Genomic DNA, 14,118 nt, shown 5'->3' with positions numbered 1-14,118 from the left:
CGCACGAACGTCTGCACCGCCCCGACGCCGGAACCGCCTCCGGCCCGCGGGATCCGAGGATCCCGGCGGGCCGGAGGCGGGAAGAACCGGGGTCAGCGCGCCCGCTTCTCGCGCACGCGCATGTTGACGTTCACCGGCGACCCCTGGAAGCCGTAGATCTCGCGCAGTCGGCGCTGGATGTAGCGGCGGTAGCCGGGGTCGAGGAACCCGGTCGTGAACAGCACGAATGTCGGCGGCCGCGAGGACGCCTGGGTGCCGAACAGCACGCGGGGCTGCTTGCCTCCACGCAGGGGGTGCGGATGCGCCGCGGTGAGCTCGGCGAGGAAGGCGTTGAACTTGCCGGTCGGGATGCGCGTGTCCCACGACTCGAGCGCCAGCTCCAGCGCGGGGACCAGCTTCTCGAGGTGGCGACCGGTGCGCGCCGAGATGTTGACGCGGGGAGCCCAGGCGACGTGCGCCAGGTCCTTCTCGATCTCGCGCTCGAGGTAGCGGCGGCGCTCGTCGTCGAGCAGGTCCCACTTGTTGAAGGCGAGGACCAGAGCGCGACCGGATTCGAGCACGAGGTCGATGATGCGGACGTCCTGCTCCGAGATCGGCTCGGAGACGTCGATCACGACGACCGCGACCTCCGCCTTCTCGAGCGCGGTCGAGGTGCGCAGCGACGCGTAGAAGTCGGCGCCCTGCTGGAGGTGCACGCGACGGCGGATGCCGGCGGTGTCGACGAAGCGCCACACCTTGCCGGCGATCTCGACCTGCTCGTCGACCGGGTCGCGGGTGGTGCCGGCGAGCTCGTTGACGACGACCCGCTCCTCCCCCGCGGCCTTGTTCAGGAGGCTCGACTTGCCGACGTTGGGCCGACCGAGGATCGCGACGCGGCGCGGTCCGCCGACCTCGCGCTTGGCGACGGCGGACTCGAGCGGCAGGGTCTTCAGGACCGTGTCGAGCAGGTCCGCGACGCCGCGGCCGTGGACGGCCGAGACGGGGTACGGCTCGCCGAGGCCGAGCGACCACAGCGTGGTGGCGTTGGGCTCCTGGCGCGCGTCGTCGACCTTGTTGGCCGCGAGGAACACCGGCTTCTTCGTCTTGCGGAGCAGCTTCACGACGTGCTCGTCGGTCGCGGTCGCTCCCACGTTCGCGTCGACCACGAAGATCACGGCGTCGGCGAGGTCGATCGCGATCTCGGCCTGCGCGGCGACGGAGGCGTCGATGCCGCGGGCGTCGGGCTCCCAGCCGCCGGTGTCGACGATCGTGAAGGCGCGATCGATCCACTCGGCGCGGTAGGAGACGCGGTCGCGGGTCACTCCGGGGGTGTCCTCCACGACTGCCTCGCGGCGCCCCAGGATCCGGTTGACGAGCGCCGACTTGCCGACGTTCGGCCGGCCGACGATCGCGACCACCGGCAGAGCCGGCAGGTAGCGGACCTCGTCCGAGTCCTCGCCCGAGTACTCGAGGAGGGTGAGGTCCTCGTCGTCGAGGTCGTAGTCCTCGAGTCCGCTCCGGAGCGCGTTCGCGCGCGAGGAGACGAGCTGCTCGTCGAGGTCGCCGAGGCGCTCGACGAGGTCGTCGTCTCCGAAGTTCAGCTCGTCGTCACCGACGCGCGTGTCCTGTGCCATGATCGGCCCTTGCTCTCGAGGTATTGACCTCGGCGATGACCGCGTCGACGGTCTGCTCGAAGTCGAGATGAGTGGAGTCGAGAAGAGTGACTCCTTCTGCGGCGTTGAGGAAATCGACCACCTGGGAGTCGGCGCGGTCCCTCGACCGCAGTGCCTGACCCGTCGCTTCCGCGGATTCCGTGGTGACTTCGCGCGAACGCCTCGCCATTCTAGCCTCTTCGCTCGCGGTGAGCAGGATCCGGACCGCCGCCGTCGGTGCGACCACGGTGGTGATGTCCCGTCCCTCGACGATGATGCCCGCTTTGCGAGTCTCGCCGATGATCCGCCGGAAGAGCAGAGTGACCCGTCGACGCACCTCCGGCACCTTCGCCACGGCCGACACCCGGCCCGTCACGCGGGGCTCCCGGATCGCCGCGGTCACCTCGGTCCGGCCGACCCAGACGGAGTAGGACTCCGGGTCGGTGCCGATGGAGTAGTCGAAGCCGTCGAGCGCGTCGACGATCGCGTCCTCGTCGTCGAAGTCGAGCCCGACCTCCAGCGCGTGCCAGGCGAGGGCCCGGTAAGCGGCGCCCGTGTCGAGGAACTCGAAGCCGAGGCGGCGGGCCGCCTCGCGCGAGACGCTCGACTTGCCGCTCCCGGCGGGGCCGTCGACGGCGACCACGACCGCGTCGCCGAAGTCGGCGGACTCGTCGGCGCGCGCACCGCGGGTCGACGACGGAGCGGCTCCGCCCTCCTCCGGCATGCTCTGCTGGGCCCTGCGGGCGGGCGTCATCCTGTTCAGGCCGCCCTCCTGCCTGTTCTGCTCCGTGCTCATCCGGCGATCCTCCAGCCGCGTGCGGTCAGTTCCTCGGTCAGCGGCCCGACCGCCTCGGGCACCACCGAGATCTCGGCGAGGCCCACGCGGCGCCCCTCCGCGTGCTCGAGGCGCACGTCCTCCATGTTGACGCCGGCCTCGCCGATCTCGACGAGGAGACGGCCCAGGGTTCCGGGCACGTCGTCGATCAGGACGATGAGGGTCGCGAAGCGCTGGTCCTGGCCGTGCTTGCCGGGCAGGCGGGCGACCCCCGCGTTGCCGGCGGCGAAGTGCTCGGCCAGCAGGCGTCGCGCTCCGGGAGCGTCCAGGTCGCGCAGGGCGTCGGCGAACGCGGCGACGTCGTCCCGGAAGGCGTCGAGCACCTCGACCACGTTCCCGCGGTTGGCCGCCAGGATCTGCACCCAGAGCTCCGGAGCCGACGACGCGAGCCTGGTGACATCCCGCACCCCCTGCCCGGCGAGGCGGAGCGACGCGTTCGGTGCATCGAGCAGCCGCGCACCGAGGAGCGAGGACACGACCTGGGGCACGTGCGAGACGAGGCCGACCGACAGGTCGTGCTCCTCCGGACCCATCTCGACGATCGCGGCACCGAGATCGAGCGCGAGGGCCTCGACGCGGGCCAAGGCCTCCGCGGTCGTCTCGCCGTCGCGGCAGATCACCCACGGTCGTCCGACGAAGAGGTCGCCGCGCGCGGCGACGGGGCCACCGCGCTCGCGGCCGGCCATCGGGTGCGAGCCGATGTAGCGCGTGAGGTCGATGCCTCGCGCGCGGAGGTCGCGCAACGGCTCGGTCTTGACGCTCGCGACGTCCGTCACGACGGCGTCGGGGTGCGCGGCGAGCTCCCGCTCGACGACCCCCGCCACCACGTCCGGAGGCACGCAGACCACGACCAGTGCGGGGCGGTCCTCGGCGGAGGCGGCACGACCCGCCCCGTAGTCGATGGCGAGCGAGAGGCTGGCCGGCGACGCGTCGTCGAGCACGACGTCGACCCCGCGCGAGGCGAGGCCGAGGCCGATGCTCGCACCGAGCAGTCCGGAGCCGACCACCCGCACCGTCCCCGTCGTCCGCATCGCGGGCGGGGCGGGGTGCAGGAGCTCGTTCACCCCGACAGCCTACCGATCCGGTCGTCGCTGCTTGTCCGGGCCGGAGCGCCGACCGGCCGCGGGACGTCGATCCGCGCTCGGGGAGGAGCGTCGGTCGTCGGAGGGCCGCCGGTCCCCGCTGTCGCGCCGCTCGCCGGTCGGCCGCCGGTCCTCCCGGCGCTCGGCGGGCAGCCGGTCCTCGCGGCCTTCGGCGGGACGCCGGTCCTCCCGGCGCTCGTCCGGTCGGGGCCGCCGCGCTCCCGCGCTCGCCTTCCGCGTCGGCTCGGGCTTCTCGGCCACCTTCTCGCCGCCCTGGCGCGAGATCGTCAGCAGGGCGCCCAGCTCCTCGCGGGTCAGATCCCGCAGATCCCCGGAACGCAGCGTGCCCAGGTGCAGCGGTCCGAACTGGCGCCGGACGAGTTCGAGCACCGGGTGCCCGACGGCCGCCATCATGCGCCGCACCACGCGGTTCCGCCCCGAGTGCAGGGTGAGCTCGACCAGGGAGGCGTTCGACTTCCCCTCCGGACGGCCCAGCAGCCGCGCCTTGTCGGCCGCGACGGGGCCGTCGTCGAGCTCCACGCCGGCGGTCAGCGCCGCGATGGTCTGCGGCAGGACCTGCCCCTGCACCTTGGCGATGTACGTCTTGGTCACTCCGAACGACGGATGCGCGAGCACGTGGGCCAGCTCCCCGTCGTTGGTCAGCACGAGCAGCCCCGACGTCTCGGCATCGAGCCGGCCGACGTTGAACAGCCGCTCCTCGAAGTTCTGGGTGTAGGTGCTGAGATCGGCGCGGCCGTTCTCGTCGGCGAGCGAGCTCACGACTCCGACCGGCTTGTTCAGCATCACGTAGCGGCGCGTGGTGTCCAGCTGCACCGCCACTCCGTCGACCTCGATCGAGTCGGTCGCCGGATCGATGCGGCGCCCGAGCTCCGCGGCCACCTCGCCGTTCACCCGGATCCGCCTCGCGACGATCATCTCCTCGACGACCCGGCGGGAGGCGACCCCCGCCGCGGCGAGGACCTTCTGCAGTCGTTCGCCCTCGGGCCCGCTGTCAGGCGTGCTCATCGAATCCGTCCCGTCCGTCGCTCAGAAGTGGTGAGATCTTCGGCAGCTCGTCGAGCGAGGCGAGGCCGAGATGCACGAGCAGCTGCTCCGTCGTGCCGTAGAGGATCGCGCCGGTCTCGGGGTCGTTGCCGACCTCCGCGATCAGTCCGCGACCCAGCAGTGTGCGGGCGACCGAGTCGACGTTGACGGCGCGGATCTGCGCGACCTGTCCGCGCGAGATCGGCTGCTTGTAGGCGATGACGGCGAGGGTCTCCAGCGCCGCCTGCGAGAGCTTCGTCGGGTTCTGCGTCAGCACGAAGTCCGACACCACGGGGTCGTACTCGCGGCGGACGTAGATCCGCCAGCCCGCACCGACCTCGCGCAGCTCGAAGCCGCGTCGGACGCCGCCGGTGACGCCGTCGAAGTCGGCGACGAGCCGCTCGATCGACTGCCGCACGACCGCGATCGGTCGGGACAGCGCCGTTGCGAGGGCGACGAGCGACTGCGGCTCGTCGGCGACCATCAGGATCGCCTCGATAGCCCGGTCGATCTCGAACGCCACGGTGCCGAGCGCAGCCTGCTGGGTCTCAGCCGTCATAGTCGGCTCCCAGGTGCGCCAGGTTCGCATCGGACCACGACGGAGCGACCCACTGCAGGGTGAGCTCCCCGAGCGGCTCCGGCTGCTCGAAGGCGACTGCGGCGTGCCGGTAGAGCTCGAGGACGGCGATGAAGCGGGCGACGATCACGCCCTTCTCCTCGGCGGTCGCGATCAGCTCGCGGAAGGTGGCGGTCGACCGCTCCCTCAGCACCGCGACGACGTAGGCGGCCTGCTCCCGGATGCTGATCAGCGGCGCGTGCAGGTGATCGAGGCCGACCGTCGGGATCTCCCGGGGAGCGAGGGCGAAGGCGGCCAGCGCGCCGAAGTCCTCCGCCGACAGCGTCCAGACGAGCTCGGGCTTCCGCGCCCGGTACTCCTCCTCGAGCGGGACGTCGCGCACGTGGCGCGACGTCTCGATCTCGATCCGCTCGGCGAACCAGCTCGACACCTGCTTGAACGCGCGGTACTGCAGGAGTCGCGCGAACAGCAGGTCGCGGGCCTCCAGCAGCGCGGCGTCCTCGGCGTCGACGAGCTCGCCCTGCGGCAGCAGCCCGGCGATCTTGAGGTCCAGGAGCGTCGCTGCGACGACCAGGAACTCCGACGCGCGGTCGAGCCCCTCGAGCGTGTCGATGCCGTGCAGGTACGACAGGAACTCGTCCGTCACCGCGCTCAGCGCGATCTCGGTGATGTCGACCTGCTGCTTGGCGATGAGGCTCAGCAGCAGATCGAAGGGTCCTTCGAAGTTCGCCAGCGCGACACGGAAGCCGCCGGCGGCCTCGACCACCGGCTCCTGGACGAGGACCGACTCAGGCGACCGCGCCACGCGAGATCAGCTCCCTGGCGAGCTGGCGGTACGCCGCCGCGGCCTTGTGCTCCGGCGCGAACTGCGTGATGGGCACACCCGACACGCTGGCGTCGGGGAACTTCACCGTGCGGCCGATCACCGTCTCGAGGACGCTGTCCCCGAACGCGTCCACGACGCGGTCGAGCACCTCGCGGGAGTGCAGGGTGCGCGAGTCGTACATCGTCGGCAGGATCCCGTCGAGCTCGATCGCCGGGTTGAGGCGATCGCGCACCTTGTCGATCGTCTCGATCAGCAGCGCCACACCGCGCAGGGCGAAGAACTCGCACTCGAGCGGGATGAGCACGCCGTGGCTCGCGGTCAGCGCGTTCACGGTCAGCAGCCCGAGCGAGGGCTGGCAGTCGATCAGGATCACGTCGTAGTCGGCGCTCACCTTGCGGAGCACGCGCGCCAGGATCTGCTCGCGGGCGACCTCGTTGACGAGGTGGACCTCGGCGGCCGACAGGTCGATGTTCGCCGGGATGACGTCGAGTCCGGGGACCCTGGTCGAGCGGATCGCCTCGGAGGGGTCCTTGACCGTGCCGAGCAGGAGGTCGTAGATGGTGATCGCGTCGTAGGTGGCGACACCGAGGCCCGCGGACAGGGCGCCCTGCGGGTCGAAGTCGATGGCCAGCACGCGGCGGCCGTACTCGGCGAGGGTGGCGCCCAGGTTGATGGTGGTCGTCGTCTTGCCGACGCCGCCCTTCTGGTTGCAGAGCGAGATGATGCGCGCCGGTCCGTGGCCCGTCAGCCCGACCGGGAGGGGGAACTCGCGCAGGGGGCGGCCGGTCGGGCCGAGCGTCGGAGCTTCGAGGCCGGTGAGCTCCGTCGTGTCGTCCGTCTTGCCTGTCACCTGCGTCGTCCTCGCTTCCCGGGGCGTGCGCTCCCGCGCGGCCTGCCCTCGAGTCTACCGACCCCCTCCGCCCCCGGAGCCGCGCCCCGCCGCGTGCGCCCGTCTCAGCGCCGCGCTCGCGGATGCGCCGTCGTGTACACGTCCCGCAGCGTGTCCGCCGTCACCAGCGTGTAGATCTGCGTCGTCGCGACGGAAGCGTGCCCGAGCAGTTCCTGCACCACGCGGACGTCCGCTCCTCCCGCGAGCAGGTGCGTCGCGAACGAGTGCCGGAAGGTGTGGGGGGAGATCTCGCGGTCCAGGCCCGCCTTCTCGGCGACCGCGCGGATCACGAGCCAGGCGCTCTGCCGCGACAGCCGTCCGCCGCGCACGCCGAGGAAGAGCGCCGGAGTCGCGCGCCCGCGCCGCGACAGCTCCGGCCGCGCCCGCACGAGGTAGTCGTCGACCGCCTCCCGCGCGTAGCGCCCGAGCGGCACCATCCGCTGCTTGGCGCCCTTGCCGGTCAAGCGCACCACGTCCGCGTCGAGGACGTCGTCGACGGTGAGATCGACCGCCTCCGAGATCCGCGCGCCGGTCGCGTAGAGCAGCTCCAGCAGCGCCCGGTCGCGCATCTGCGCCAGCTCCTCTCCGCGGGACGCCTCGAGGAGCGCGCTCATCTGCTCCACCGTGATCGCCTTCGGGAGGGTCGTCGGGAGCTTCGGCGGCACGACGTCGTGCGCCACGTCGTCGACGACGAGTCCCTCCTCCAGCGCGAAGCGGTGCAGACCTCGCACGCTCGACAGGATGCGCGCGCGCGAGGACGCGGCGAGCGGACGCCCGGGCCGCGCGGCCAGCCACGAGGCGAAGTCGCCGACGTCCGAGCGGCGCAGCTCGGCCAGGTCGCCGATGCCGAGCTCGTCGAGGCGGCTCAGGTACAGCTCGAGGTCGCGGCGGTAGGCGGCGATCGTGTGCGCGGACAGCCCGCGCTCGACGCTCGCCTGCCGGAGGAACGCCTCGACGCTCGCCCTCGGGGTCATCCCCGGGGGTGCCGCACCCTCGGGTGCCGCGTCCACGGCGACGACGCGTCGCCGAGGCCCGCCCAGCCGCGCGAGCGGAAGGCGTGGGCCGCGAGCGCGGCGATCGTGAGCGACGGGTTCTGCACCCGGCGCGCGAGGACGGCGTCGACGAGCTCGTCGAGCGCGACCCAGCGCAGCTCCATGTCGGCCTCCTCCGCCTCCCGGTCGAACACCGAGCCGGTGCTCGAGAGATCGCGGGCGAGGTAGATGCGAATGACCTCGTCGCTGCCTCCGGGCGAGGTGGCGAACTCCGCGAGCAGGTCCCACCGGCCGGCCTGCAGGTCGGTCTCCTCGGCGAGCTCGCGCTGGGCGGCGACGAGCGCGTCCTCGCCCTCGATGTCCAGGAGCCCGGCGGGGATCTCCCACTCGCGGGTGCGGACGGGGTGGCGGTACTGCTTGATCAGTGCGACGCGGTCCTCGTCGTCCAGGGCGAGCACCGCGACGGCGCCCGTGTGGTCGAGGAACTCGCGGCGCAGCTCGCCGTCGCCGTAGCGGAAGGTCTCGGCGCGGACGCCCCAGACCATGCCGTCGAAGACGCTCTCGCTCGTCAGGATCTCGGGCTCGACGAGCTCGTCCGAGAGGCCGGAGTCACTCATCGGCTCCGGCCTCCGAGGCCGGGAAGAGGCGCGAGGCCTCCTGGCGCTCCAGCGCCGCCGTCACCAGGCCGCGGAACAGCGGGTGCGCGTCGTTCGGACGCGAGCGCAGCTCGGGGTGGGCCTGGGTGCCGACGTAGTAGGGGTGCTTGTCGCGCGGCAGCTCGACGTACTCGACGAGGCGGCCGTCGGGCGAGGTGCCCGAGAACCACAGGCCGGCCTCGGCGATCCGGTCGCGGTACGCGTTGTTGACCTCGTAGCGGTGGCGGTGCCGCTCGGCCGCCTCGGGCGCTCCGTAGACCTCGGAGACGATGGAGCCCTCGGCGAGCTCCGCGGTGTAGAGGCCCAGGCGCATCGTGCCGCCCATGTCTCCGGACGCGAGGATCTCGACCTGCTCCGCCATCGTCGCGATGACGGGGAACTCGGTTCCCGGGTCGAACTCCGACGACGACGCCCCCTCGAGCCCCGCCTCGTTCCGCGCGTACTCGATCACCATGCACTGCAGGCCGAGGCAGAGTCCCAGCGTCGGGATCCCGTTCTCGCGGGCGAAGCGCAGAGCACCGAGCTTGCCCTCGATGCCGCGGATGCCGAACCCGCCGGGCACGCAGATGCCGTCGAGCTCCGAGAGCGCCTTCGACGCCGCCTCCGGGTCCTCGAGTCCGTCCGAGGCGATCCAGCGGATGGTCACCTTGGTCTGCTGGGCGAAGCCTCCGGCGCGCAGCGCCTCGGTCACCGAGAGGTACGCGTCGGGCAGGTCGATGTACTTCCCGACCAGACCGATGGTGACCTCGTGCTTGGGCTCGTGGACCGCTTCGAGGAGCTTGGACCAGCCGTCCCAGACGACCTCTCCGGCGTCGAGCCCGAGCTGGTCGATGATGTAGGAGTCGAGCCCCTGCTCGTTCAGCATGCCGGGGATCTCGTAGATCGAGGCGACGTCCTTGGCGTTCACGACGGCCTGCTCGTCGACGTCGCACATCAGCGCGATCTTGCGCTTGTTCGACTCCGAGACGGGCCGGTCGCTGCGCAGCACGAGCGCGTCGGGCTGGATGCCGATCGAGCGCAGCGCAGCGACGGAGTGCTGCGTCGGCTTGGTCTTCTGCTCGCCGGAGGCGCCCATGAACGGCACCAGGGACACGTGCACGAAGAAGACGTTCCGGCGCCCGAGCTCGTGCCGCACCTGACGGGCGGACTCGATGAACGGCTGGCTCTCGATGTCGCCGACCGTGCCGCCGATCTCGGTGATGATCACGTCGGGCTGCGGGTCGTCCTCGGCCTGCAGCCGCATGCGGCGCTTGATCTCATCGGTGATGTGCGGGATGACCTGCACCGTGTCGCCGAGGTACTCCCCCGCCCGCTCGCGCGCGATGACCCGCGAGTAGATCTGCCCGGTCGTCACGTTCGCGGCCTGGTTCAGGTTGATGTCGAGGAAGCGCTCGTAGTGCCCGATGTCGAGATCGGTCTCGGCGCCGTCGTCGGTGACGAACACCTCGCCGTGCTGGAACGGATTCATCGTTCCCGGATCGACGTTCAGGTAGGGGTCGAGCTTCTGCATCACGACGCGCAGCCCGCGGGCGGTCAGCAGGTTGCCGAGGCTCGCGGCCGTGAGGCCCTTGCCCAGCGACGAGACGACGCCACCCGTGACGAAGATGTGCTTCGTGACCTTCGAGGGGGCGGAGTGCCCGGCCGTCGAGGAGTCGGAAGAGGAGTCTGAAGGGCCCGCGTTCGAAATGTCCACCACGGGCTTCCACCCTAACAGCAGTTCCCGGGAGGGGGGCCAGGTCGGCCGGATCGGTCAGCCGCGCCGGCTCGTCTCGAGGAGCTCCCGCGCGTGCGCCAGCGCGTTGGCCGAGTCGGTCAGCCCCGAGAGCAGTCGCGCCATCTCGGACACGCGCTCGTCGGCGTCGAGCTGGGTGACCGCACTGGAGGTGACGCTGCCGTCCGAGCCCTTCTCGACCCGCAGGTGGTTGTTCGCGAACGCGGCGACCTGCGCGAGGTGCGTCACGACGATGACCTGGGAGGTCTCGGCGAGCCGGGCGAGCCGACGTCCGATCTCGATGGCCGCGGCTCCGCCCACCCCGGCGTCCACCTCGTCGAAGACGAAGGTCGGCACCGGGTCGTTGGCCGCGACGACGACCTCGATCGCGAGCATCACCCGCGAGAGCTCACCACCGGAGGCGCCCTTGCCCAGCGGCCTCGGCGTCGCGCCCGTGTGCGGCTCGAGCAGCATCTCGATCGTGTCCCGGCCGTGCGCGGTCGGCTCGCCGGTGCTCGTCACGCGCACGTGCAGGCGGGCGTCGCCCATGGCGAGGGCGGACAGCTCGTCGCTGACCCGCTCCCCCAGCTCGGCCGCCGCGGCCGTGCGCAGAGCGCTGAGCGTCGTCGCGAGACGGTCGACCAGATCCTGATCGGCCGCGGTGTCCGACTCGAGCGCGGCGATGCGCTCGTCGTCGCCGTCGAGCTCGAGCAGCCGCAGACCCGAGGAGTCGACGAGGTCGAGGACGTCGTCGAGCGTGGGCCCGTAGGTGCGCGCGAGCAACGACAGCTCGGCCCGCCGGTTCTCGATCAGCTCGAGGTCGTGCGCTCCGTCGAGGTCGAGCTCGGCGAGGTAGGAGGAGAGGCTGCCCGCGACGTCGACGAGCAGCACGGAGGCCTCGTTCAGCGTCTGGACCGTCGGCTGAAGGACGGCGTCGTGCTCGGCCGCCCGCTCGAGGACCCGACGCGCGAGGTCGAGCAGACCGAGGGCGTCCCGGCCGTCGAGCTCCTCGGACGAGATGGCCTCGCGCGCCTCGCCGGCCGCGAGCCGCAGCTGCTCGATGCTGCCGAGCCGCTCCGACTGCGCCGCGAGCTCCACGTCCTCGCCGCGCTGCGGCGCGACCACCTCGATCTCGGCCAGGGCGCTCCGGAGTCGTTCCGCCTCACGCGCCCGCGCCTCACGCGCCGCAGTCAGTTCGTCGAGCTCCTCGCGGTTCGCGCGCCAGCGCTCGAACGCGCTCCCGTAGTCGCGCAGCGCCTCGGCGAGCTCGGCACCGCCGAAGCGGTCGAGAGCGTCGCGCTGCGCTGCGGCCGACCGCAGGCGGATCTGATCCGACTGGCCGTGAACGACGACGAGCTGGTCGGCGAGCTCCGAGAGCACGCTGACCGGCGCTCCCCTGCCGCCGACGACCGCGCGGCCGCGACCCTCCGCCGAGACCGACCGGGCCAGCAGGAGCTCGGGGCCGTCGAGGTCGCCGCCGGCGTCGCGGACCCGCTCGGCCACCGCTCCGTCCTCCGGCACGATCCAGCGGCCCGACACCCACGCCTGCGGGCGGCCCGAGCGGACGGCGGAGGCGTCGGACCGGGCACCGAGCACCAGCCCGAGCGCCGTCACCACCATCGTCTTGCCGGCACCGGTCTCTCCGGTCACGGCGGTGAAGCCGGGGCCGAGCGGGAGGGTCGCCTCGGCGATGACGCCGAGGTCGCGGATCTGCAGCTCTTCGAGCATCGGGGGGACTACTCCGTCTCCGTGGACCCCCGCCATCCGCGGATGGGGAGGCCGAACTTGTGCACCAGGCGGTCGGTGAAGGGGGCGTCGTGCAGGCGGGCCAGGCGCACGGGATAGGGCGAGCGCCGGAACACGACCCGAGCGCCGGGGGGCAGCTCGTACGTCCGGCGGCCGTCGGCCCAGAGCACGCCGACACCGTCGGTGCGCTCCTTCACCTCGACCGCGAGGCTCGACCCGGGCCCGACGACCAGCGGACGCGCGAACAGCGCGTGCGCGCTGAGCGGCACGAGCAGCATCGCCTCGAGGGTCGGCCACACGACCGGGCCTCCTCCCGAGAACGCGTACGCGGTCGAGCCGGTCGGAGTCGACACCACGATCCCGTCGCAACCGAAGCTCGACAGCGGCCGACCGTCGACACCGACCATCACCTCGAGCATCCGCTCGCGGCTGCCCTTCTCGACGGTGGCCTCGTTGAGCGCCCAGGTCTCGTAGACGACCTGCTCATCGATCTTCACCCGCACCTGAAGCGTCATCCGCTCCTCGACGCCGTAGTCGCCGTCGAGCGCACGGGCGACGGCGTCGTCGAGATCGTCGCGCTCGCTCTCGGCCAGGAAGCCGACGTGCCCGAGATTGACGCCCAGCAGTGGAGCCGTCCCGGTGCGCGCAATCTCAGCGGCGCGGAGGATCGTCCCGTCGCCGCCGAGGACGAAGACGAGCTCCACGTCGGCGAGCAGGACGTCGGTGCCGAGAACGGCCACGTCCGACAGGGACGGGGACGCAGCGACGATGTCGCCCTTGTCGTCACCGCACAGAACGGGCCGGGCTCCGGAGCCGCGCAGCCGCTCGATCACGAGGATCGCCGCTTCGAGGGAGTCCGTCCGGCCGGTGTGGGCGACGACGAGGATGTTGCGCTCCTGCGGAGGGGACTGCATCGAGAGGGTGTCCTCCAGGTAGATCGACGTCGGTCGACCGCCCGCTTCACCCGGTGGTGAGCGCGGTGACCGCGTCCCTCCATTCTGTCGGAATCGTCCCGCGGTCGCGGTGGAGGTGAGCCAGATACTCGTGATTCCCAGCGCTTCCGGGTAATGGGGAGGACGCGAGTCCGACCACTCCGAGGCCGAGATCCCAGGCCGCCCAGAGCACGTCCGACAGCGCTTCACGGCGCAGCTCCGGATCGCGCACGATGCCCTCCTTCACACCGGTCCGACCGACCTCGAACTGGGGCTTCACCAGCACGACGAAATCGGCGAGCGGAGAGACGGACGCCGCGACGGCGGGCAGCACCATGGTGAGTGAGATGAAGGAGACGTCCGAGACCACCAGATCGGGCACGACCGTCGTTCGAGCAGCTGACGCAAGCGAGGCCGGCGTCATGTCCCGGGCGTTGAAGCCCTCCACGACGTGCACACGGTCATCCGAGCGGATGCGCGGCGCGAGTTGAGCATGTCCGACGTCGAGCGCGATCACCGAGGCGGCCCCGCGCTCGAGGAGCACCTGCGTGAATCCGCCCGTCGAGGCTCCGACATCGAGCGCGTTCGCACCCTGCACGGAGACGGTGGGAAAGCTCTCCAGCGCTCCGAGCAGCTTGTGCGCCGCCCGACTCACGTAGTGATCGAGTCCGGCGACCGCGACGTCCTGATCGGGCCGCACTCGGAGGGACGCTTTCAGCGCAGGGGCTCCGTCGACCGTGACGAGAGCATCCGCGATGAGACGAGCGGCGTGAGTGCGCGAGCGCGCGATACCCCGCGCGGCGAGTGCCGCATCGAGGCGCGTGTCCTCCGAAGGAGCGTCCGAGACGGAGCCACTCATCGGCGTTCGTCCGCGCCCTCGAGTCGCGCCCGCAGCCGATCCTGCACCGCGATGTAGGACGATGCCCGAGCGGAGAGCGGCTGCTCTTCGATCACTGCGAGCGTCTCGACGAAGTCACCGACAGGGACCTCGTTCTCCCCGTATCGAACAGTGTCATCTGACGTCATGCATTCCACCCTAGATCGCTCCGGCCAGCCCGGAGCGACTCCTCGTCGAGTCGTCCGAGAGCCACGACGCACGTCTTCTGCGTGTGCAGGGCCTGGTGGTGCGGGTGGTGGGTTAAACAGCGATGGCCACCCATTTCTGGGTGGCCATCGTGAATGGTGTCCGGCGGTGTC

At 71.6% G+C, this 14,118-nt stretch carries 12 protein-coding genes and 1 pseudogene; all 13 read right to left on the bottom strand.

Going from position 1 to position 14,118, the window contains the following annotated elements; all coding sequences use genetic code 11:
- Positions 1-92: 92 nt before the first annotated feature.
- Positions 93-1,613, bottom strand: coding sequence for a ribosome biogenesis GTPase Der (gene der / locus ASF48_RS18240; RefSeq protein ID WP_055794759.1), 1,521 nt, complete (start codon positions 1,611-1,613; stop codon positions 93-95).
- Positions 1,588-2,427, bottom strand: coding sequence for a (d)CMP kinase (gene cmk, locus ASF48_RS18235; RefSeq protein ID WP_235577284.1), 840 nt, complete (start codon positions 2,425-2,427; stop codon positions 1,588-1,590). Before cmk ends, der begins: the two co-directional genes overlap by 26 nt.
- Positions 2,424-3,497 (bottom strand): prephenate dehydrogenase, encoded by a 1,074-nt coding sequence (locus tag ASF48_RS18230; protein WP_055794995.1) that lies wholly within the window; start codon positions 3,495-3,497, stop codon positions 2,424-2,426. The genes cmk and ASF48_RS18230 overlap by 4 nt, the downstream gene beginning before the upstream one ends.
- Positions 3,498-3,794: 297 nt before the next feature.
- Positions 3,795-4,574 (bottom strand): annotated as a pseudogene (locus tag ASF48_RS18225) (pseudouridine synthase); the annotation flags it as partial.
- The gene (gene scpB, locus ASF48_RS18220) at positions 4,561-5,151 is read right to left on the bottom strand and encodes an SMC-Scp complex subunit ScpB (protein ID WP_055794757.1); all 591 of its coding nucleotides are present in this window, start codon (positions 5,149-5,151) and stop codon (positions 4,561-4,563) included. The gene scpB and the pseudogene ASF48_RS18225, both read right to left, overlap by 14 nt.
- Positions 5,141-5,974, bottom strand: a complete 834-nt coding sequence (locus ASF48_RS18215; protein ID WP_055794752.1) for a segregation and condensation protein A — start codon at positions 5,972-5,974, stop codon at positions 5,141-5,143. The genes scpB and ASF48_RS18215 overlap by 11 nt, the downstream gene beginning before the upstream one ends.
- The gene (locus ASF48_RS18210; protein ID WP_055794751.1) at positions 5,958-6,845 is read right to left on the bottom strand and encodes a ParA family protein; all 888 of its coding nucleotides are present in this window, start codon (positions 6,843-6,845) and stop codon (positions 5,958-5,960) included. Before ASF48_RS18210 ends, ASF48_RS18215 begins: the two co-directional genes overlap by 17 nt.
- A 104-nt stretch (positions 6,846-6,949) precedes the next feature.
- Positions 6,950-7,858, bottom strand: a complete 909-nt coding sequence (xerD, locus tag ASF48_RS18205) for a site-specific tyrosine recombinase XerD (protein WP_055794749.1) — start codon at positions 7,856-7,858, stop codon at positions 6,950-6,952.
- The gene (locus ASF48_RS18200; RefSeq protein ID WP_055794748.1) at positions 7,855-8,493 is read right to left on the bottom strand and encodes an NUDIX domain-containing protein; all 639 of its coding nucleotides are present in this window, start codon (positions 8,491-8,493) and stop codon (positions 7,855-7,857) included. Before ASF48_RS18200 ends, xerD begins: the two co-directional genes overlap by 4 nt.
- Entirely contained in the window at positions 8,486-10,228 is a 1,743-nt protein-coding gene (locus tag ASF48_RS18195) for a CTP synthase (RefSeq protein ID WP_055794746.1), read from the bottom strand. The genes ASF48_RS18200 and ASF48_RS18195 overlap by 8 nt, the downstream gene beginning before the upstream one ends.
- A gap of 54 nt (positions 10,229-10,282) precedes the next feature.
- The gene (gene recN / locus ASF48_RS18190) at positions 10,283-11,971 is read right to left on the bottom strand and encodes a DNA repair protein RecN (protein WP_055794744.1); all 1,689 of its coding nucleotides are present in this window, start codon (positions 11,969-11,971) and stop codon (positions 10,283-10,285) included.
- Positions 11,972-11,979: 8 nt separating this feature from the next.
- A complete protein-coding gene (locus tag ASF48_RS18185) occupies positions 11,980-12,903 on the bottom strand; it encodes an NAD kinase (RefSeq protein WP_055794742.1) in 924 nt (307 codons plus the stop codon).
- A gap of 46 nt (positions 12,904-12,949) precedes the next feature.
- Positions 12,950-13,780, bottom strand: a complete 831-nt coding sequence (locus ASF48_RS18180) for a TlyA family RNA methyltransferase (RefSeq protein ID WP_055794740.1) — start codon at positions 13,778-13,780, stop codon at positions 12,950-12,952.
- Positions 13,781-14,118 lie beyond the last annotated feature (338 nt).

Origin of the sequence: Rathayibacter sp. Leaf299, assembly GCF_001423055.1 — a bacterium.
In the GTDB taxonomy this organism is placed as follows: domain Bacteria; phylum Actinomycetota; class Actinomycetes; order Actinomycetales; family Microbacteriaceae; genus Rathayibacter; species Rathayibacter caricis.
Note: the sequence above shows the minus strand (reverse complement) of the source record. Positions and strands in the feature narration are given on the sequence as shown.

What these genes read in the sequence shown, in the direction of transcription:
- ASF48_RS18185 (WP_055794742.1), bottom strand. Translation starts at nt 12,903, where the DNA reads ATGCAGTCCCCTCCGCAGGAGCGCAACATCCTCGTCGTCGCCCACACC.
- scpB (WP_055794757.1), bottom strand. Translation starts at nt 5,151, where the DNA reads ATGACGGCTGAGACCCAGCAGGCTGCGCTCGGCACCGTGGCGTTCGAG.
- ASF48_RS18230 (WP_055794995.1), bottom strand. Translation starts at nt 3,497, where the DNA reads ATGCGGACGACGGGGACGGTGCGGGTGGTCGGCTCCGGACTGCTCGGT.
- ASF48_RS18200 (WP_055794748.1), bottom strand. Translation starts at nt 8,493, where the DNA reads ATGAGTGACTCCGGCCTCTCGGACGAGCTCGTCGAGCCCGAGATCCTG.
- xerD (WP_055794749.1), bottom strand. Translation starts at nt 7,858, where the DNA reads ATGACCCCGAGGGCGAGCGTCGAGGCGTTCCTCCGGCAGGCGAGCGTC.
- der (WP_055794759.1), bottom strand. Translation starts at nt 1,613, where the DNA reads ATGGCACAGGACACGCGCGTCGGTGACGACGAGCTGAACTTCGGAGAC.
- recN (WP_055794744.1), bottom strand. Translation starts at nt 11,971, where the DNA reads ATGCTCGAAGAGCTGCAGATCCGCGACCTCGGCGTCATCGCCGAGGCG.
- cmk (WP_235577284.1), bottom strand. Translation starts at nt 2,427, where the DNA reads ATGAGCACGGAGCAGAACAGGCAGGAGGGCGGCCTGAACAGGATGACG.
- ASF48_RS18180 (WP_055794740.1), bottom strand. Translation starts at nt 13,780, where the DNA reads ATGAGTGGCTCCGTCTCGGACGCTCCTTCGGAGGACACGCGCCTCGAT.